This is a genomic window from Streptococcus sp. A34 (assembly GCF_043674115.1).
Taxonomy (GTDB): Bacteria; Bacillota; Bacilli; order Lactobacillales; family Streptococcaceae; genus Streptococcus; species Streptococcus suis_V.
Genome location: NZ_JBIMJM010000008.1, coordinates 1 through 18923, shown reverse-complemented (window position 1 = coordinate 18923; position 18923 = coordinate 1). Strand labels below are relative to the sequence as shown.

The window sequence follows — 18923 nt, the reverse complement described above, 5'->3', positions numbered from 1 at the left end:
TATTAATTACCCTGTAGATTATTGTTACGTGATTCCAGGGACGGTGCTTCTTAAGCTTTCAATTCAATCGCTTTTTCCTTCAACTGCTTGATAGTTGCAGGACCGATGCCTTTAAGAGCCAAGAGCTCTTTTTCTGTGTGGTTTGCAAAATCAGCCACAGATTGAATGCCTGCTTGGTAGAAGGTTTCCAAACGTGCTGCTGCAATGCCTTCCAACTCAGGAAGTGCCAAAAAGTCATCCAATGAAGCCGCTGAAGAAGTCACCTCTGCTACAACTTCTTTCACTTGTTCTACAGCCTTCTCTACCGCAGTTTCAGCTTTTTCAACTACAGTTTCAGCCTGATGTGCGACTGTCTCAACAGCTCCGCGAGCAGTGTCAAGACCGACACGCCCTGCTCGTCTCAAGTCTGCTAGTTGTTTTTTCAATAATTTTTTACGATTTACATTTTTCTTTGCCAAGATTTTTGTCCTCTCTTTAATAATGTTTTTGGCCAAATAAGCCATCTGGTAAATCATGGAAGCTCTTGCCAGCATGATAGTTAGCAAATTTTCCTTGGATAAAGCGATAAGCATCTAGCTTACTTTCGTAACGGATGTAGGCATCTGCAGCACGCTCATCCTTATCCTCTTCCAATACACGACGGCTTTCTTCTACCGCCATCTCATTTACCATAACCTGTGTATTGACCCAGGCCTCAAATTCTTTTAAAAATTCTTGTTCTTTCGTCATTATTTTCCTCTTTCGTCTGCTTCGTTTGAAACACACCGATTTATTATACCACATTTTCCAAAAAAGACAAGAAGCCCTATCTGTATAGCAGGTAGAGCCTCTCCTTCTTACCAAGTAAATTGATAAACTGTTTCAGACAAGAATTCCTCATCTTTTTCTAGCAAAATAGAGCCAAAACCATCTAAGTTACAAGCATTTGGCAGAGCCTGGCATTCTAAGCTAAAGGCACCATGGTAGGTAGCCAAAGCTTCAACAGGATAATTGTAGGTGTAGATGACCACTGATGGCTGATTGGTTCGAACAGCAAGTGTAATCTGCCCATCTGGGCTGACAACCTCAACCGGAACCTCCACTTGCTCCAAAAGCCATGGATGGTCGTAACCTTTCACAAGGATATTCTGAGGGTGCTTGCTGTCAAAACCCTGAGCGAACCTTGCTCCTGCTCTAAAATCAAACGGTGTTCCTGTCACATCCTCTAAGACACCGGTCGGCATATTATCCTCACCAAGCGGAGCATAGCGATTGGCCGCAATCCGAATCTTATGCTCAGCTACTGACTGCTGAAAATCCCCCGTTAAGTTGAAATAGATGTGATTGGTCGGATTGAAAATAGTATCTTTGCTAGACACCGCCCGATAATCTACCGTCAACTCATTCTGGTCTGTTAGACCATAAATAGCCTCAACCCTCACATCTCCTGGAAAACCATTGAAACCATCTTTTAGGACAATCCCAAAGGTAACTTGATTTTTTTCGTGGTCAAGAGCAACATCCCAGTACTGTTCATTTGCCGTGTCAATCCCACCATGCAAGGTGCGACCTGGCTCATTTTCTGTGAACTGATAACTGGTTCCCTTTATCTCAGCCTGAGCTCCTGAAATACGCCCCGCTACTGGGACAATAGTTGAACCAGGGTACAAGTCTGTCTTACGGTAATCATCATCCGACTCAGCAGCCAAACTGACATTGCGTAAACCACCATTTTCCTCTACTGGCAAGAGCACTTCCACCACTCTGGCACCAAAATCAGTCAGAGTGACCTGCATACCATTCTTATTTTTCATGTAATAAAGCTTCGCTTGTGCACCAAAATCTTTTACTTCAATCATCGCTTTTCCTCACAAAATCAAATGAGGGGAGGCAATCAACTTGCTTCCCCTCAGGATACTTAAAGCCTATTTAAAGCTAGTATTAGCTTGCCATAATACTTTGGAATAACCCTCGCTTTCGTATTTTCAGGCTCGGGCTGAAAAACTCCACTGGAGTTTTTCACTCATCCTCATCATCGCTAGATGTGAGGAGTTTGTTGATGTGTTGAATATTGGTTGAACCAAATTCGACGTAGTCAACGTCCTCTCCAAGGAGAACACCATTCAAGAAACCGATGACCATCGGCATGTTCATACCTGCATAGAGGTCAAACTGCGCACCGTCAATCAATTTACGAGAAACCACGTTAGCAGGTGTTCCACCAAGTAAATCTGCGAAGACAACAAAGTCGTCTAAATCTGCAATTGTTTCTTCAAATTTTTTCTGGAAGTCTTCTGGACCTTCTTCAGGAAGGAGTGCCACAGTAAAGATATTGTCCTGTGGCCCCATAATCATCTCAGTGGATTTTTTGAGTTCCTGGCAGAATGTTCCATGACTTACTAACACTAAGCTCTTTGTCATATTAAGCGCCCATACCAAATGCGAAGCGACCAAGCGCTGAGAAGGCAAGTGCCAATACAATGATAATCAAGATAGCCTTAGTTGAAGTCATACCCTTGCGGCCCAACAACCAGAAGACAAAGCCTGTGAAGATTGCAGGAACCAAACGTGGGAAGATTGAGTTCAACAAGTCTTGGATATCAATTGTTTTCTCACCGATTGCTGGAGTCCAAGATACTTCAAAGTTGATCATAGTTGCAATCAAGGCACCCATCATGAAGACACCCATTACAGATGCTGCATCAACAAGGGCAGTCAAACGATCGCGCATTGTTGTGATTAGTTTAGTACCTTCTTTGTAAGCAACTTCCAACTGTTTCCAACGGAAGATGTCGTAGACAACTGCTACAGCAACCCAGAGGAAGATACCGAGTGGGTTCCCATCAGCTGCAAAAGTCGCTGCAATTGTACCCATGATAGCTGGTACCAAGGAACCAAAGATAGAGTCACCGATAGGGGCAAATGGTCCCATCAAACCAGTCTTGATACCATTAACCGCGTCTTTAGAAGCAACACCGTCGCTTTCTTCGAGGGCAAGGTCAATCCCAGTGATGATGGTGTGGAAGAATGGAGAAGTATTGAAGAATTGCGTATGCAATTGCATCATTTCTTTCAATTCAGGAGTTCCATCTCCATACATTTTACGCAATTGAGGCAAAATCATGTAGAGGTAACCAGAACCCTGCATCCGCTCGTAGTTCCAACCCAATTGATAAGTGAACAAGCTACGTTTGTTGATTTGATTAAAATCTTCTTTTGTTAATTTGTAATTAGATTTCGTCATCGTCAATTTCCCCACTTTCTGAATTTGATGGAGCAACCACTGCTACTTTTTGGCTATTGATGTAGTGCAATACTGAAAGGAATGCACCGATAATCGCAATACCGATCATTGACAAACCTTTGAAGTTGTTTACAAATGATACACCTGCATCTTCTGGAAGAGTTCCAACGATGCCTGCAACAGCACCACCCAATGCAGATACGTTACCGTAAAGAACAGTCAACATAGCTGTAAGGGCAAAACCGATTGCCAAGTAGTGAAGGTTACGTTTAAGTGGAAGGTAGTGGAGCAAGATTGCAAATCCAAGACCTGGAAGCATACGAGCAGCGAGAGTCAAACCATCAGCAACCCATTGGTATTGTTGGATAGTGTTAACCATTGATTCAACGAAGCCACCACCGAAAGTGAGAGCCAAGAAGACTGGAAGTGCACGAGAGAGTGCCCATGGAATCGCACCAAGAAGGTAGTTGCGTTCGATTGCTGCATAGTCAAATTTTTCTACCGCAGCATCCACACGGTGTGCGAAGTAAGTAGTTGAGAAACGACCTGCAATATCAGTATAAACAAGAAGTGCCGCTACTGGTACCGCGATAGTTGATACCGCAAGTTCTGGATCGATACCTTGTGAAACAGAGAAAGCTGTCGCAAGAACCGCACCTGAAGTTGCGTCGATACGAGATGCACCACCGAAGGTACCAACACCGAGTACCATCAATTGAAGAGATGCACCGATAGCAAGACCAGTGGCCATATCACCCATGATCAAGCCTGAGATGAACCCTGCAAAGACTGGTGAACCTGCTGACGATACGATAGTCAACTCATCACAAATCTGATAAGCAGAGTAGAGCGTTAAAAGTACTATTTGCCAGAATTGCATAATAGTGTTCCTCCTTTAAAATTTTTCAAAAATATCCGAATGTTAACGAACTTTATCCAACAAAGGCATAAAGTCTTTAGGTGTATCACCTGGTACCATTTGAGCAATCAATTTTACTCCCTTGGCAACCAAGGCATCAAAATCAGCGATATCCTTATCAACCACGTTGATAGAACGAGTCACTGAACGCGTTTCAGGTGTTTGAGACATGTTCCCTACGTTCAATTCAGGAATTTCTACACCATATTCAACCAAGCGCAGGAAGTTTTCAGGGCGACGTGCCACAATCAAGAGACGTTGGCTATCGTACTTACCTTCCTTGATGTTGTTAGCTGCTTTTTCGATAGGTAAAATGGATAATTTTACACCAGGTGGGCAAGCTAATTTCAATCCTTGTTTTTCAATGTCGTTTTGAGCAACAGCATCGTCAATAACCATGATACGACCGATATTTAATTTGGTAGTCCATAGGTTAGCAACCTGACCGTGGATCAAACGACCATCAATACGTGTAGCAATAATTGCCATACTAGTTCTCCTTTTAGATTTCTTTATAGATGGGTTCTTGTGAAAAGCTTATCTTCTCTCTATATCTTCCTTCCGTCTCGAAGACGATAATCTCATTCTCTCCTTTCTTTAAGTATCCTTTCGGAAGATAGAGATAGAGGATTGGGCCTTTTTCCCAAAACCGACCAATATTAACATTGTTTACAAATACTACACCCTTACCAAATCCTGTCATGTCCAGGTAGGTGTCTGCCAGTTCATCCACTTCAAATCGGTAGCGGTAAAAGGCTGGTTGCCCTTCCTTCCACTCCTTGGTAAAATCTACCGTTTCCACAGATTCTAGGGGGAGAGGATAGGTTTGCCAATTGCCGATAAAGTGAAGATCAGCTATCGCGCCCCGACCAATACCTTTGGACTGGGTTGGTGCGGTTAGCTTGTGGCCATAATTGACACGTCCCATATTTTCGACCAGGATTGAAATGTCGGTGTGCTGATTCTGCAAATCCAGCTCAATATCCTCACCGATTTCCGTCTGATACTGAGTTGTGACCAGATGGCCATCTGCATAGACCTGTATCCTGTCACGCGCATCAATCACTCTAAACCGTTCCGCCTCATCCTTATCCTTTTCAATGGTAGTCTGGTAGAGAATGTAGCCTGTATTCTGACCCAACTCTTCCATATTTTGTGGATAGAAGCTAGATAGGGAACCGCTTACATTTTCTAGTGTCCCAAAGAGACTAACTTTTGCCTCTAATTCCACCGATGGGTAGGCTTTGGCTGCTTTAATGAGTGGTTCAGCATAGTTCAATTCTGGATAGGCTTCCTTCATCAAGGATTGAATAGCATAGAATTTCTTAGTAGGATTCCCCGCCTCATCCAAGATGGCATCGTAGTCATAGGAAGTTACCTGTGGTAAATCAATCTGACCCCGGGCCGAACAGCCGTTCATAAAGCCGAAGTTAGTCCCTCCATGGAACATGTAAAGATTGATAGACCCAAGCTGGATACAATCCATGACAGACTGGGCAAGCTCATCTGGATCCCGGCGAATAATCTCATCTCCCCAGCGATTGAACCATCCATCCCAAAATTCCATACACATGAGTGGCCACTTCTTATCGTATTCATCGAAGAAATCTTGCATCATAGCAAAGTTTTCTGCAGCCTTGGAACCAAAGTTTCCTGTGACCAAAACATCATCGTCTATCAGGGTACCAGCTCTCAGAGTGGCTCTCCATGGACCATCCGATGTGAAAAAGGGAGCTGTCAGGCCATGCTTTCTCATCAAATCTGCTACTGCTCTCAGGTATTCCTTGTCCTCACCGTAGGAACCATATTCATTTTCCACTTGGAACATGAGAATGTTTCCACCTTGTGAGAGTTGGTGCTTGGCCAATTTCGGAAGAAGAGAAGCGTAATATTCATCTAAATGCCTCAGATAAGTTGCATCGTGCGAACGTATCCGAAGCTCCTCCGTCATCAACCAAGCGGGGAGACCTCCCCATTCCCACTCTGCACAAATATAGGGGGAAGGACGAACAATAGCATATAGTCCTAAATCCTGAGCAATGCTTAGAAATCGTTCGATGTCTAAGATTCCTTCGTAGTTGAACTGACCTTTCTGAGGCTCGTGCAAGTTCCAGGGGACGTAGGTTTCAACTGTATTAAAACCCAGGGCCTTTAAATTGTACAAAGAGTGATACCAATCATCAGGGTGAACCCGAAAATAATGAATTGCACCAGAAAGAATTTTGAAAGACTTCTGATCCAAATAGAACTGATCCTTTATTTCAAATTTCTGCATTTATTTTGCCTCCGATGTCACTGCATCCCTTTGTTATCAATATATTAACACAAATTACTGGTTATGTCCAGTAGTTTTTTTGAAAAAATGTAAAATTTTTTAAATTTTTTTCAAAGCCTATTTTTGAAAGAAATTTGTGCATTTTTGAGCAATTTTGAGCATTTCCAGTTTTCAATTTTAAAGATATTTAGTATAATGAAAGTTAAAGGGAAGTATTAGGAAAAAGAAAGGAAACCTACTATGAAAGTACCTAAGTATCAATTAGTTCAAAACGATCTTCGTCAGCAAATTATTTCAGGAAAATTTGAGAATGGCGATAAGTTTTACACCGAAGCTGAGTTAACCAAGCTATTTAACGTAAGTTCTATCACTGTTATCCGTGCAGTCAATGAATTGGTTAAGGACGGCTACCTCGTTCGCCAACAGGGTAAAGGAACCTTCGTTTCTCGTTCTCGCAAAGGAAAGCTTGTTGAGTTTTCTGATATCGAGATTTTCCCTATCGGCAACGACACTGTCACAGTGCTGGGTTGTGAAAAAGGAAATGAAGCTCATATTCTTGAAAAGCTTCAATTGGATAGCAATGACTTCTATTACAAGATTTCTCGCGTGCGTACAACAGATGGTCAACCTTATATTTACCACCAGTCTTACATCCCTGCTCGATATATTCAACAGCCTCAAGCAGATCTCTCGCATTTCCAATCGCTCTATCAACGATTTAAGCTAGACTTCAATATCCACATGTCTGAGGAACCTTATGTGGAAACCAATGAAATTGTTTTCCCTTCACCTAAGGATGTCAAGGAACAGTTGAAGCTTCAGGCAAAAGAACCAAGCATTCTTCAAATCCGCACTACACATAAGAGTGGCAGCAATGAAGTAATTGAATATGTAGAGACTTATAAACACTGGAAATACTATAAGATCGAAATTTCTGCCAATAAGCGCTAAAAATCGACAAACACCATGGAAAACCATGGTGTTTTTGTCTACTCTGATGCTTCAACCTATACAAAAAAATTGGATAGACTGCTCTACCCAATTTTTCATGTTATGATTAGAGTTCTGTTTCCGAAGTCTGGTCTTCTTCAACTGCTTCGACAACTGATTCTATTACGACGTCCGCAATGTCCATTTCAATATCTTCAGACACAATCACTGCATCTTCGACATCTTCTTCATCAACTGTTGGCGCATGGACTGTCTTAGACTTGATTGATTCAAACAAATCCTTAGACTTCTCTTTGCCTGTCTGCACCAGGTCCTCGACCGTCAATTCACCTGTTTCCAGTTGAGACTTGACCTCTGTAAATTTATCCGTAGCTTGCTTGCCCAAATCCTGAGCCTTAGAGACTATGTCGGCATTGATTTCTTCATGGTTTTCCTTGTAGTCATTAGCAAAAGAAATCACCTTATCCTTTACTGCCTTCCCTGTTTTGGTGGCCAGAAAAGCTGCTGCTGCCGCTCCACCTGCTGCACCCAGCAAGAGGCTTGTGACGATACTAGATTTTTTTACCATTTTTTGCTCCTTTCTTTCCTAAGAGAGATGATACTGTTGTAAGGGCAGAGAGGGCTCCGCCTGCTTTAGCCGTTGATTTGCCCGCTGACTTGGCCTTGACTGTCAAATCACGCGCCGAGGCATTGAGGTCGGACACTGAAGTCGACAAGTCTGCCACTGCCACAAAGAGCGGGTCGAGAGTTGACACCTTGCCATTGACATCGTCGACCAGGACATTGGTCTTGGCTAGGATTTCATTGGCCTGAAAGAGGGTCACATTGACATCACTGGTCAAGACCTTAATGGTTTGCTGGGCCTCATCTGTCACCTTGCCGACTTTTTGCAGGAGCAGGACCAGGTAGATAGCCACTGCCGCAATGGACAAGGCAATGATCAATACTGAAATTTCGATTAACATATATTCTCCTTTTTAGGATTGATAATAGGGAACTGTGGATTTTCTTCTCCGCACCAGGACCATGCTGATACCGACTAGGATAAGTAGTCCCGACAGCCATTGGGACACTCGAATGCCAAAGAACATGAGACTATCTGTCCGCATGCCTTCAATCAAGAGACGACCGCAGCCATACCAAATCAGGTAAAAGGCGGTGATTTCTCCCTGCTTGAGGAATTTCGGTCTTCTGCGCAAGACACAGATGAGAGCAAAACCAAGGATATTCCAGACAGATTCAAAGAGGAAGGTCGGCTGGCGATAGGCACCATCGATAAACATCTGGTCTCGGATAAAGCTTGGTAGGTAGTCCAAGTTGGCTACCTCTGCACCATAGGCCTCCTGGTTAAAGAAATTGCCCCAGCGGCCAATAGCCTGTGCCAGCATAACCGATGGTGCTACCACATCCAGGAAGTCCAGGGTCTCGATAAACCGGTATCTGGTAAAGAAATAGAGGACCAAGGCACCAGTTATCAGACCACCATAGATAGCAATCCCACCATTCCAAATGGCAAAGACATCCAGCAGGTTGTCCTTATACTGGTCCCAGGAAAAAACGACATAGTAAATGCGAGCCCCGATGATTGAAATAGGAAAAGCCCAGAGGATAAAATCCAGGATATCATCTGAAGAAATTTTCTTTCTAGGTGCCTCTTTCGATGCCAAATACACACCTAGAATCAAGCCTGTCAAAATACAGATTGCATACCAGCGGATCTCCAGAGGCCCTAATTGAATAGCAATTGGCCCCATACTAGACCTCTTCCTTGTTTGTTTCGATCAAGTTGGTCAAGCGTTCTTCAAACATCTTGGTCGCATCAAAGCCCATCTGCTTGGCACGGTAGTTCATAGCAGCTGCTTCAATCACGACAGAGATGTTTCGACCAGTTTTGACAGGGATACGGATTTGCGGAATTTCAACACCTGCAATCTCGATGGTGTCGCCTGAATTGCCCAGACGGTCAAAGACCTTGCCTGTTTCATAATTTTCCAGATAAACCGCCAACTGAACCTCTGATGAATCCTTAACGGCACTCGCACCATAGAGACTCATGATATCAATGATACCGACCCCACGGATTTCCAATAGGTGGCGCAGAATTTCTGCTGGCTCACCCCACAGAGTCACATCATCCTTAGCAAAAATATCCACACGGTCATCCGCTACCAGGCGATGACCACGCTTAACCAATTCCAAACCAGTTTCACTCTTACCGATACCAGAATCTCCCTGGATGAGAACACCCATGCCATAAATATCCATGAGAACTCCGTGAACACTGGTCCGTTGGGCCAAACGACTATCTAGGAAAGAAGATAATTCCCCAGACAAACGACTGGTCGCTGTCTTGCTACGGCAGATCGCAATTTTCTTTTCCTTGGCCGCCTTGTACATCTCCTCAGGAATTTCCAAATCACGGGCTACGATAATCACCGGCGTTTCCGGCTGAAACATCTGCGATAGGACCTGATAGCGGTTATGGGCTGTCATGGCCATCATATAAGACCACTCTTTCATCCCCATGAGCTGAATCCGCTCTGGAGCGTAATAGTCAAAATAGCCCGTCATCTCCAAGCCTGGACGCGTAATATCAGCTGTTGTAATTTCCTTGCGCAACAACTCTTCTGTACTATACGCAGGCTCAATCCGCAGATTATCCACCAAATCTTTTACATATACTGTCATGCAATCCCTCTCTTTCGCTCTGAAATTGTATCCACAAGTACGGTACCTTTAAATAAGAAATCGTTTTTTCACATCAAAGCCGTTTTTGCTACAATACTGACTGTATTTCGAGAAAAACAATCCTTATCTCAGGTACCGAGCTGTGAATACGGTTCTCAGTATATTATACCATAAGCAACACTAATTGGTAACAAATAAGAAAAAGTTTGGAAGAAAGCTCCCAAACCCTGTTCTTAAAACCAGTTTTTCCGAATTTTTTCAGCATCCTTGATTTTTCGTGGGCCCATTCCATAACGCTCAGCATCCTGCTCTTCCTTGTAGGGAAGAAAATAGGCACCTGCTATATAGAGGACCAAGGTTAGCAAGGAAGCTCTACCGATCAATAGACTGGCTAAGAATAAGCCACGAACCAGCCAGACTTCCCAGCCCAGCTTGTGGGCTAGGCCAGCCAGTACACCAGCTAAGACTTTTCCCTGTTTGCATTTATATAATTCAATCGACATCTTTTATTCCTTTCACATAAAAGGCACTTTGACCAGTCTGAGCACGGATATAGAGCACATCATCGCCTGATTTCTCAAATCGGTAGGGACTGATTTTTTTCCGGCGATTGACTCGAATTTGTCCAGTCTCCGATTCAATTTTTCCTTGAATTCCTTGCCCCTTTCCAGCCTGCAATATCAAGGGTGCTTGATCCAGCTGGACATAGAGATGTTGGGCATAACCACCACATGTGTTCAAACGGATATCCTGTTGTTTTTTATCCTTCGAACTTCGGATGGAGATGTCTTCAAAAGGCAGGTAATCCAAGCGGGCATCTGCTTGACCCAGGTCCAGGTCAAAGACCGACATCCAGCGCTGAGGCAAGCTAATAGTCAGTTTGCAGGGCAGACTACTAGAAAAATAGAGACCCTTTTTCTCCACATAGAGCTGGGGGAGTTTTTCCTCAGGTGCATTTTCTTGATAGATAATCTCAAGGCCCACCTGGTCCGTCTTGGATTGGGTCACGGTCAAACGCCCTGCTAGGATATTGAGAAAAAGAGATTCGATTCCGTCAAAGCTATATTCTTGCTTGCGCTTATTGGAAGAAAACACCTTGAGATTGGGCAGACTAAAGCTCAATTTAGCTTTTTCATCCTCCAAGAGAAATTCCGGCTGTTGGTCTAATTCCAGAAACAGAGCCCGTGCTTCTGCCTTGGTTAGCACTCCCTTTTCATATAGTTCTATCAAGCGTTCTTCTTGTGTTCGTGACATTCCATCCACCTCAATTCTCTTCTAGTATAGCATATAAAAGCAGAAAAGAATCAGCCCGAAGACTGATTCTATCATTTACTATTTCCAGCTCCAAAAGATAATGGCTACTACTAAAAACAAGACATAGATAGCTGCAAAGAGGACAAAGCTTTTCACAGCTTCGATAAAGGTTTCTCCCTTAACCTGCTTTTTCAGGAATCTCTTCAAACTCTTGTAGGCAGGAATAATTCCAAGTAGACCGAGCAAGGCCCAGATTGGCAAAAATCCTGTCAGGCAATAAATCAACCAGAGCAACCAGGGCAGACTAGCAAGAGTAAAATAAAGTTGGAGCGCAGGTTTCTTTCCGATGTAATAGACCAAGGTATAGCGGTGGTTACGGATATCCTCTTCCAGGTCGCAGGTGTTATTGGCCAGCATGATATTGGCAATCAAGGTCACCAAGGGCAAGGACATGAAGAGAATTTCCAAAACCTTAATCCAATCAACTTGCAAGCTCAGCCATTGCCCATCCAAACGAGCAAGTAGAAGACTGTCAGGCGCCTGGATAAAGACAGCTAGGAAGAAAATCCCCAACCCCATGGTCACTCCAGAAAACACCTCGCCCAGTGGCATGCGGGAAAGCGGAATGGGACCGAAGGTGTAGAAAATCCCAATCAAAAAACAAACAGCCCCCATAGGCAAGAGCAACCAGCTGGTCTGCCAAACTAAGATAAGGGAAACCAGGCTTGAAAAGACCAGCAGACCGAGGACGATGCCAATCATCTGCTTGAAATCAAGGGCAAACTTTCCGATAACATTGCTCTCTTGACGATAGACCTCGTCCTTGGCCTTGTGAAAATCCATGCTGTTGTTAATAGCAGTTGTGCACATGTCAAAGCTAAGGACAGCCAGGACAAAGAGCAGGGTGTTGAGCCAATTGAAGGTTTGGTAGCGGTAGAAAGCCCAAAGAATGCCGATGGTCATAGGAAAGACACTGGCAACCTTGGTTTTGAGCTCTACAAATTCTAGGAATACGGGCAAGGTTAGCCCTTTTTTACTATTAGTCGACAAGATGATACTCCTCGTTGCTTAGTTCAAATGAATCTTTTAAACCATCACTGACATGAACTCCCTGGTCTTTATCAATGAAAACAGCCTCGACACCTTCCTGTTGATTGATAAAATCAAGCCCCTTTTCCACTCCTAAAAGGAAGAGGGTTGTCGATAGGGCATCACCCTGCATAGACGATTGCGAAAAGACTGTAACACCAGAGATATCATTTTCCACAGGATAACCGGTCTTGGGATCAAGGATATGGTGATATTTGACCCCATCCACCTCGACATAGCGCTCATAGATACCGGACGTCACGACAGAATCGTGAGTGCCAGGGACAGAGCCCACGGTAGCTCCACGCACTTCATCAGGGTCTTGCACGCCGACATTCCAGCCATCTTGACTAGAAGGGGAATCCCCCATAACCACTACGTTGCCACCCAGATTGATGATAGCCGTCGTGATAGCTTTGCTGGCAAAGAGTTCCCGTACTTTATCGGCGATATAGCCCTTGGAAATAGCCCCCAGCTCCAGGGTCATCCCCTCCTCAATAAAGACTGTCTTTTTCTCCTTGTCTAGCTGGATCTTTTTATAGTCAATAAATGGCAGAGCTGCTTTGATTTCCTCGTCCGAAGGCTTGCGGGCATCTGGATCTCCGATTTTCCAGAGATTGCTGACGGCACCAATAGATACATCAAAGAGGCCGTCGCTTTCCTTGCCCATCTCAAGAGCAGTTTCCAGAACCTCAAAGGTCCTCTCATCAACGACAACCGGCTCTTTCCCAGCCGCTTGATTGATACGGTAGACATCTGATCCCTCAAGGTTGGTCGATAGTAGACCTTCCATTTCCTTGATATAGGCAACAGCCCGATCCATGACCTCTTCCTGACCTTCATGGTAGATACTGAGCTGGACCACGGTGTGGAGCAGACTTTCACTACGTGTCAAGGGCGTCTTCACAACTGGTAAACTTGCTGATTTTGATTGTCCACAAGCTACCAACCATACTGTGACCAGTACCAGCCCAAGTAGTCGAATCAATTTTTTCAATAGTTTTCCCTCATATAAACAAGAAGACACAGTTGCGACTTGATGCTCCTGTGTCTTATCGGTATTGACTAAATTAGTCAAGAGTTACAGTTTCTGTATTTCCTTCGGCAGCTACAGCAAGAAGAGCCTCTGTAGACTTCTTGAAGTCTTCTGAAGTATTAGTCGCACCTGAAACAACTTCAACAGCTGAGATATCTTGCGTATCAACCAAAGCAGCATTCAATTGTTCAATTGCTTCACCAGCAGAAACTCCTGCTTTGTCCTTCATGTTTTTGTTGTATTCTTCGTTCGTAGACTTCAAGCTACCATCTTCTGCTTCGTAATCAAATTTAGACTCTGTAATTTTGCCATCTTTAACTGTCAAAGTGTGAACGATTTTGTAGCCGTAATCGTCTTTGCCTGACTCAGCTTTGTAAGTACCATCTTTCCAAGTTGCTGTTGCAGTTGCTTCAGAAGCTGCAGTTTCAGCAGAAGAAGCTGTTGTTGCTGCTTCTTCTTTAGCACCACATGCTACCAAAGTAAGAGCTGCACCAAGAACCAAGACACTTTTCAACATCCATTTTGTTGATTTCATATAAATACTCCTTTGGAATTATTTGTTTTTCTTATATTATGATATAACTTTTTTTCAAAAATGTCTAGTGTTTTTAGAAATATTTGTGAAAGAAATCACCCAAAAAAGCGTTTACCGAGTCTGCAGCCTGTGGGGAAAGCTTTCTCAAATGCCTAGAGGACCTGTCCAGATACTGGTTTAGGATTATCTCCGTCCGCTCAAGAGCAGACGTAGCTAGAATTTTTTGGTGTAAGTCTGTCAACTTTTCAGGACTAGATTCATTGACCAACTCCTCGAAATCAGCAGACAGGTCTTCATTGTCTTGTAAAGCTAGCAACAGGGGAAGGGTATAAATACCATTTTGGACATCCTGCAAGCCTGGCTTGCCAGACTCTGACAAATCTAGTTTGTAGTCTATCAAATCATCACGAATTTGAAAGGCCATTCCCAAATCACGGCCTGCTCGATAGGCCTGGCGCGCATGACGCAAGGACTGTCCAGGATAGAAGAGGCCCAATTGATAGGCATAGCCAAATAAACTAGCCGTTTTCCCTTGAATTTGCTTTAAATAAGCCCTTGGCGTCATGTTCACATTATAGGCATTCAGGAGTTGCTCCAGCTCCCCCCTCAAAATCCATTCGACGATTTTATGGTGAGCCAGGTGAACGTCTTTTTCTTCAAGGTCCAATTGCCGGAGCCCCTGGGCCAAGAGACGACCGGCATAGGCCAAGAGATAATCTCCTGCATAAATAGCAATACGATTGGAAAATTGAATGTGGGCAGCCTGGATACCTCTACGGTAGTCAGCCTGGTCAATCACATCATCATGAATGAGGGTCGCCAAATGCAGAACCTCCAGATGAGCAGCAAAATAGAGCTTGGCAGGAACTATCTGGCCTTCTGTCTCCCTGGCTAAAAAAAGGCAAAGACCTGCCCTGAGGTATTTACCAGGAGCATCGATGTACTGATCAATTTTCTCTTTTACATCAGGGTGCAAGACTACCATCTCAGATTTGATGATAGCCTTGACCTGCTCTAATCCAGCTTCAACCTCAGGATAGGCCTTCCAAATTTCATGTACCACTAGTTCTTATTTGTCCTTTATTTTTTGTCATTCTTACGATAAATATGCTTGGGTCTACCATAGACGAGCTTATCAAGGAAGCGACCCAACCATGGCATAATCCAGTAGTCCAAACCAAAGGCACGACCGGCACCATTCATGAGCGAGATTGCCGCCGGGATGAACCAGATGTTAACCCAGTAGAACATACCAGACAAGCTAAACATGATAACGAACATAACTGTGATGGCAGATACCAACCATACAAAGGCACCACCAATCAAAGCCAAACCGATACCGATTTCGGTGATGGTCATGAATTTCTGCATGAAGAGAGCAACTTCTTGGTTAGGCATCATAAATTCCATAATTGACGCAAACCAATCTGGCATTGATTCCAAGACCGTCATCGGCGTTTCACCATAAGCATAGCTGAGACCAAAGATTGGATCTGCCATTTCTGCTACTGCCTCAGATGCTCCAGATACAGCTTCTGCAGCCGATGCTCCAGAAACAGGATCTGCCAACCATGGGAATGGGAAGACAACTTGGTCACCGAACCATGAAGTCGTACCGAAAAGACCAAAGGCCTTTTTCACACCCTCATAAAGCCAAACTGAACCGTAGAGCAGGCGCATTGGTAGAGACCAAAGGAGATTGCCCTTACCAGAAGTATGGCCACCGAAGATATTACGCTTGTTCTGAATATCAAAGAATTCATGGCGAACATAGGCACCCATGTAGAAGAAGCTACGGATGGTAAAGAAGTAGAGCAAGTTGACCATGTGTTTGACAGCCATAGCCAGGAAACCTGACATGTGGTACTTGTCCATCAAGAAGGCTACGCCATAACGAGCACCGATAGATACCATGAAGCCGTCGTATTTGCCTTTGTAGGCATGTTTTTCGCCACCCTTAATGGCTGCAACGATATTGCTTGCAGCTGTGTGACCTGTCTGCTCAGCAGCCTGTACGATTTGCGGTGTTGGCTTGCCTTCGCTTTCTTCAAAGTAAACCAAGTCACCGGCAACATAGACGTTCTCACGGCCTTTTGCTTCCATGTACTCGTTGGCAACCAGACGTCCTGCACGCGCACGTTCAATTCCGAACTCTGCAGCGTCTGTGTTGGCTTGAACACCGGCTGTCCAGATAGAGGTGTAGGTCGGAATTTGGCGACCTGATGACAGGGTCAGGCTGTCTTCTTGTACGCTAGCAACACCGTCACCGAGAACCAATTCAACACCTTTTTTCTCAAGGTATTTCTTAGCCTTAACTTGTTCTTTCTCAGTCACCATGGCCAAGATATTTGGCATTGCCTCAACAACCTTGAGCGAGAATTCTTTTGGATCAAGCTTGAACTCACGGGCCAGGATTGGTACCCAGTCAATAAGCTCACCAATCATTTCAATACCAGTGAAACCTGCACCGATAACAGTGAAGGTCAAGAGGGCGCGACGTTTTGCCTCATCATGCTCACGCATGGCACGGTAGCAGGCATCCACCATGTGATCGTGCAAGCACTCTGCCGCTTCAATTGACCAGAGGGTGAATCCATGCTCTTTAACACCTTTAACACCGAAGTCATTGGCCTCGCCCCCCATAGCCAGCAAGAGATAGTCAAAGTCCAAGGTCTGGTGCTCAGCAATGACCTGTTTCTTATCATAGTCGATTTCCAAAACCTTATCAGTTACCAAGTCAACCTTAGGATACTTGGCAAAAATGCGTTGTAAATCATACTTAATCGCATTAGGTTCTACACGACCAGCAGCCACCTCATGGAGCTCTGTCATATAGGTATGGAAGGAATTCTTATCAATCAGGGTAACGGTTACATCCGAGTCCTTTTTAAATGTCTTTCCGAGCAAACGTGCTGCTGCAATCCCTGCATAACCAGCACCAACAATCACAATATTTTTCGTCACAGTGTGTCCTCCTTGTGAAAATAGAAACGATTTACATGAGATTATTATATATTTTTATAGAAGAAAATTCAAGCCCCTATTTCAATAACTAGTAATATCTATGAGGAAGCTTGCCAGATTGAGAAAAAAAAAGTAAGATAGAATGATAAGAATAGACACGAGTCAATCGGTTGAAAGGAGGCGAGAACTGGTGAACCGGAAACAACAAACCTTAAATTTTATCACCATGCTGGCAGCTCAGGCTGTGGTCATTTCGCTCATTGAGCGCTTGATCACACCTCCTTTTGCCTTTGCGCCGGGTGCCAAGCTAGGGCTGGGAAATCTCATTAGCCTGATTGCCATTTTCACCCTTCCTACCAAAGACAGCTTAAAGGTTGTGGGCCTTCGCCTGCTGATTGCTACCTTTCTAGGCGGCACTTTTTCTACCTTTCTCTACAGTTTTGCTGGAGTCACCCTAAGCTATCTTGGTATGCTCGCCTCAAAGCAACTGGGACCTAAACGGGTCAGCCCTATCGGCATCTCCATACTGGGGGGTATGCTCCACAATCTGGGACAACTGCTTGTCTTTGCCAGCATCGCTCGTTCCTTCTACGTTTTAAACTACCTGCCGATTTTATCAATTACCGGCATCCTGTCTGGTCTACTGGTCGGCCTTGCTGCGACCTACCTACTAGAAAAGGTCGGACCGCTCCACCATTACCACAAACAAATCCTGGCCCAATGGAAATAGGCATGCCTTATTTCTAAGAAGGTGGGATTTTCTTTTTGAAAAAACAAGGGCAGAAAAAGAACTGCCTCTAGACAATTTCAATTTCTAACCTTTTAACAAAAAATGACTGTCCCCGGACTATGAAGTGACAAAGAAAACCGCTTGTCAGCGGTTCGCATCTCCAACCTTCTAATAAAAATAACTTCCCCTGGACATTCTAATAGCTACAAAGAAAACCGCCTACCAGCGGTTCTCATCTCCAACTTTCTAGTCATTTTATATGTCCCCCGGACATTTGAGTGTAAAGAAAACTGCCTGCCGGCAGTTCCAATCTCCAACCTTTTAATAAAAATGACTGTCCCCCGGACAGTCATTTTTATTAAAAGCCATCTACATTCGTGTAAATTTTCTGTACGTCTTCGTCGTCTTCGAGGGCGTCGTAGAGTTTTTCAAATGTTGCGAGGTCATCGCCGTCAAGTGACACTTCTGATTGTGGGATCATTTCAAGTTCAGTGACGTTGAACTCTTGGATTCCTGATTCTTTAAGTGCCACGATTGCCTTGTGCAGATCAGTTGGGGCTGTATAGACAGTGATTGTGCCGTCTTCTGCTTCTACGTCATCCACTTCGACATCTGCTTCAAGGAGCAATTCGAAGATGGCATCTGCATCATCACCAGCAAAGACAACCACACCTTTTTTATCAAACATAAATGATACGGAACCAGATGCACCCATGTTACCGCCGTTTTTTCCAAAAGCAGAGCGGACGTTAGCTGCCGTACGGTTTACGTTTGATGTCAAAGTATCAACAATAATCATAGAACCATTTGGTCCAAAGCCTTCGTAACGACCTTCTACGAAAGTTTCGTCTGTGTTTCCTTTTGCCTTGTCAATGGCCTTATCAATGATGTGTTTTGGCACCTGTGCCTGCTTAGCACGGTCGATAACGAATTTTAGCGCTGAGTTTGTTTCTGGATCTGGGTCACCCTTTTTCGCTGCTACATAGATTTCAACACCAAATTTGGCGTAAACTTTTGAGTTAGCACCGTCTTTTGCGGTTTTCTTGGCTACAATATTGGCCCATTTACGTCCCATGGGGAACCTCCTACATTTTATAAAATCGCTTTATTATACCATAAATGGCAAGGATTGAGAAGATTTTTAAAAGCAAAAGACAAGCTCGCATGAACTTGTCTTTTTATCGGCAAATTTCAATTCCGAGTTAGCCACCTATAAGAAATTCTCTCGGTGACTTGTAGCCCAAACATTTTTTGGGATA

General features: G+C 44.1%; 22 protein-coding genes. 2 read left to right on the top strand and 20 right to left on the bottom strand.

Translation table 11 applies throughout. From position 1 onward, the window contains the following. Positions 1–50: 50 nt before the first annotated feature. From ACHBGV_RS03805 to ACHBGV_RS03770, 8 genes are all read right to left on the bottom strand, one after another. Complete coding sequence (locus tag ACHBGV_RS03805; RefSeq protein ID WP_394735665.1) at positions 51–458, bottom strand: helix-hairpin-helix domain-containing protein; 408 nt, start codon at positions 456–458, stop codon at positions 51–53. A 16-nt stretch (positions 459–474) separates the two neighbouring features. After that, positions 475–729: a DUF1912 family protein gene (locus ACHBGV_RS03800; RefSeq protein ID WP_105111201.1), complete on the bottom strand. Its 255-nt coding sequence runs from the start codon at positions 727–729 to the stop codon at positions 475–477. A 107-nt stretch (positions 730–836) separates the two neighbouring features. Next, positions 837–1838: an aldose epimerase family protein gene (locus ACHBGV_RS03795; protein WP_394735664.1), complete on the bottom strand. Its 1002-nt coding sequence runs from the start codon at positions 1836–1838 to the stop codon at positions 837–839. 160 nt (positions 1839–1998) lie between these two features. Beyond that, a complete protein-coding gene (locus ACHBGV_RS03790) occupies positions 1999–2400 on the bottom strand; it encodes a PTS sugar transporter subunit IIA (protein ID WP_172009494.1) in 402 nt (133 codons plus the stop codon). A gap of 1 nt (position 2401) precedes the next feature. After that, positions 2402–3223 (bottom strand): PTS system mannose/fructose/sorbose family transporter subunit IID, encoded by an 822-nt coding sequence (locus tag ACHBGV_RS03785; RefSeq protein ID WP_105111198.1) that lies wholly within the window; start codon positions 3221–3223, stop codon positions 2402–2404. Further along, positions 3210–4106: a PTS mannose/fructose/sorbose/N-acetylgalactosamine transporter subunit IIC gene (locus ACHBGV_RS03780; protein WP_172009500.1), complete on the bottom strand. Its 897-nt coding sequence runs from the start codon at positions 4104–4106 to the stop codon at positions 3210–3212. Before ACHBGV_RS03780 ends, ACHBGV_RS03785 begins: the two co-directional genes overlap by 14 nt. A 39-nt stretch (positions 4107–4145) precedes the next feature. Further along, on the bottom strand, positions 4146–4631 hold the full coding sequence (locus ACHBGV_RS03775; RefSeq protein WP_105123427.1) for a PTS sugar transporter subunit IIB: 486 nt from the start codon (positions 4629–4631) through the stop codon (positions 4146–4148). A 13-nt stretch (positions 4632–4644) separates the two neighbouring features. Further along, positions 4645–6417 (bottom strand): beta-galactosidase, encoded by a 1773-nt coding sequence (locus ACHBGV_RS03770; protein ID WP_172059465.1) that lies wholly within the window; start codon positions 6415–6417, stop codon positions 4645–4647. 240 nt (positions 6418–6657) lie between these two features. Between ACHBGV_RS03770 and ACHBGV_RS03765 the strand changes: the two genes are divergently transcribed. Further along, complete coding sequence (locus ACHBGV_RS03765; protein WP_105111194.1) at positions 6658–7368, top strand: GntR family transcriptional regulator; 711 nt, start codon at positions 6658–6660, stop codon at positions 7366–7368. A 106-nt stretch (positions 7369–7474) separates the two neighbouring features. Here the strand turns inward: ACHBGV_RS03765 and ACHBGV_RS03760 are convergent, their stop codons facing one another. From ACHBGV_RS03760 to ACHBGV_RS03710, 11 genes are all read right to left on the bottom strand, one after another. Further along, positions 7475–7936, bottom strand: a complete 462-nt coding sequence (locus tag ACHBGV_RS03760) for a YtxH domain-containing protein (RefSeq protein WP_105123425.1) — start codon at positions 7934–7936, stop codon at positions 7475–7477. Continuing rightward, positions 7920–8333 carry a DUF948 domain-containing protein gene (locus ACHBGV_RS03755; protein WP_105111192.1) on the bottom strand — a complete coding sequence of 138 codons (414 nt, stop codon included), beginning with the start codon at positions 8331–8333 and terminating at the stop codon, positions 7920–7922. Before ACHBGV_RS03755 ends, ACHBGV_RS03760 begins: the two co-directional genes overlap by 17 nt. Positions 8334–8345: 12 nt before the next feature. Continuing rightward, positions 8346–9122: a prolipoprotein diacylglyceryl transferase gene (gene lgt / locus ACHBGV_RS03750; protein WP_105123424.1), complete on the bottom strand. Its 777-nt coding sequence runs from the start codon at positions 9120–9122 to the stop codon at positions 8346–8348. A gap of 1 nt (position 9123) precedes the next feature. After that, on the bottom strand, positions 9124–10056 hold the full coding sequence (hprK, locus tag ACHBGV_RS03745) for an HPr(Ser) kinase/phosphatase (protein ID WP_105111190.1): 933 nt from the start codon (positions 10054–10056) through the stop codon (positions 9124–9126). Positions 10057–10289: 233 nt separating this feature from the next. Further along, complete coding sequence (locus ACHBGV_RS03740) at positions 10290–10559, bottom strand: PspC domain-containing protein (protein WP_105111189.1); 270 nt, start codon at positions 10557–10559, stop codon at positions 10290–10292. Beyond that, positions 10549–11310, bottom strand: a complete 762-nt coding sequence (locus tag ACHBGV_RS03735) for a hypothetical protein (protein WP_105160107.1) — start codon at positions 11308–11310, stop codon at positions 10549–10551. The genes ACHBGV_RS03740 and ACHBGV_RS03735 overlap by 11 nt, the downstream gene beginning before the upstream one ends. A 78-nt stretch (positions 11311–11388) precedes the next feature. Beyond that, the gene (gene menA, locus ACHBGV_RS03730; protein WP_394735663.1) at positions 11389–12360 is read right to left on the bottom strand and encodes a 1,4-dihydroxy-2-naphthoate polyprenyltransferase; all 972 of its coding nucleotides are present in this window, start codon (positions 12358–12360) and stop codon (positions 11389–11391) included. Continuing rightward, a complete protein-coding gene (locus tag ACHBGV_RS03725) occupies positions 12350–13396 on the bottom strand; it encodes an FAD:protein FMN transferase (RefSeq protein WP_394735662.1) in 1047 nt (348 codons plus the stop codon). Before ACHBGV_RS03725 ends, menA begins: the two co-directional genes overlap by 11 nt. 73 nt (positions 13397–13469) lie before the next feature. Continuing rightward, complete coding sequence (locus tag ACHBGV_RS03720) at positions 13470–13970, bottom strand: FMN-binding protein (RefSeq protein WP_394735661.1); 501 nt, start codon at positions 13968–13970, stop codon at positions 13470–13472. Between the two features lie 73 nt (positions 13971–14043). Next, positions 14044–15033, bottom strand: coding sequence for a polyprenyl synthetase family protein (locus ACHBGV_RS03715; protein WP_172067989.1), 990 nt, complete (start codon positions 15031–15033; stop codon positions 14044–14046). 17 nt (positions 15034–15050) lie between these two features. Continuing rightward, positions 15051–16934 carry an NAD(P)/FAD-dependent oxidoreductase gene (locus ACHBGV_RS03710; RefSeq protein ID WP_394735660.1) on the bottom strand — a complete coding sequence of 628 codons (1884 nt, stop codon included), beginning with the start codon at positions 16932–16934 and terminating at the stop codon, positions 15051–15053. A 190-nt stretch (positions 16935–17124) separates the two neighbouring features. On the opposite strand from ACHBGV_RS03710, the gene ACHBGV_RS03705 reads away from it, so the two are divergent. After that, positions 17125–17664: a Gx transporter family protein gene (locus tag ACHBGV_RS03705; protein ID WP_105160080.1), complete on the top strand. Its 540-nt coding sequence runs from the start codon at positions 17125–17127 to the stop codon at positions 17662–17664. Positions 17665–18022: 358 nt separating this feature from the next. Here ACHBGV_RS03705 and ACHBGV_RS03700 read toward each other — a convergent pair whose 3' ends face one another. After that, positions 18023–18739 carry a YebC/PmpR family DNA-binding transcriptional regulator gene (locus ACHBGV_RS03700; protein WP_004195244.1) on the bottom strand — a complete coding sequence of 239 codons (717 nt, stop codon included), beginning with the start codon at positions 18737–18739 and terminating at the stop codon, positions 18023–18025. Positions 18740–18923 lie beyond the last annotated feature (184 nt).

Coding starts and splice junctions, on each gene's coding strand:
- ACHBGV_RS03800 (WP_105111201.1), bottom strand. CDS start 729: ATGACGAAAGAACAAGAATTTTTAAAAGAATTTGAGGCCTGGGTCAAT.
- ACHBGV_RS03795 (WP_394735664.1), bottom strand. CDS start 1,838: ATGATTGAAGTAAAAGATTTTGGTGCACAAGCGAAGCTTTATTACATG.
- ACHBGV_RS03790 (WP_172009494.1), bottom strand. CDS start 2,400: ATGACAAAGAGCTTAGTGTTAGTAAGTCATGGAACATTCTGCCAGGAA.
- ACHBGV_RS03785 (WP_105111198.1), bottom strand. CDS start 3,223: ATGACGAAATCTAATTACAAATTAACAAAAGAAGATTTTAATCAAATC.
- ACHBGV_RS03775 (WP_105123427.1), bottom strand. CDS start 4,631: ATGGCAATTATTGCTACACGTATTGATGGTCGTTTGATCCACGGTCAG.
- ACHBGV_RS03770 (WP_172059465.1), bottom strand. CDS start 6,417: ATGCAGAAATTTGAAATAAAGGATCAGTTCTATTTGGATCAGAAGTCT.
- ACHBGV_RS03765 (WP_105111194.1), top strand. CDS start 6,658: ATGAAAGTACCTAAGTATCAATTAGTTCAAAACGATCTTCGTCAGCAA.
- ACHBGV_RS03760 (WP_105123425.1), bottom strand. CDS start 7,936: ATGGTAAAAAAATCTAGTATCGTCACAAGCCTCTTGCTGGGTGCAGCA.
- ACHBGV_RS03755 (WP_105111192.1), bottom strand. CDS start 8,333: ATGTTAATCGAAATTTCAGTATTGATCATTGCCTTGTCCATTGCGGCA.
- lgt (WP_105123424.1), bottom strand. CDS start 9,122: ATGGGGCCAATTGCTATTCAATTAGGGCCTCTGGAGATCCGCTGGTAT.
- hprK (WP_105111190.1), bottom strand. CDS start 10,056: ATGACAGTATATGTAAAAGATTTGGTGGATAATCTGCGGATTGAGCCT.
- ACHBGV_RS03740 (WP_105111189.1), bottom strand. CDS start 10,559: ATGTCGATTGAATTATATAAATGCAAACAGGGAAAAGTCTTAGCTGGT.
- ACHBGV_RS03735 (WP_105160107.1), bottom strand. CDS start 11,310: ATGTCACGAACACAAGAAGAACGCTTGATAGAACTATATGAAAAGGGA.
- ACHBGV_RS03720 (WP_394735661.1), bottom strand. CDS start 13,970: ATGAAATCAACAAAATGGATGTTGAAAAGTGTCTTGGTTCTTGGTGCA.
- ACHBGV_RS03700 (WP_004195244.1), bottom strand. CDS start 18,739: ATGGGACGTAAATGGGCCAATATTGTAGCCAAGAAAACCGCAAAAGAC.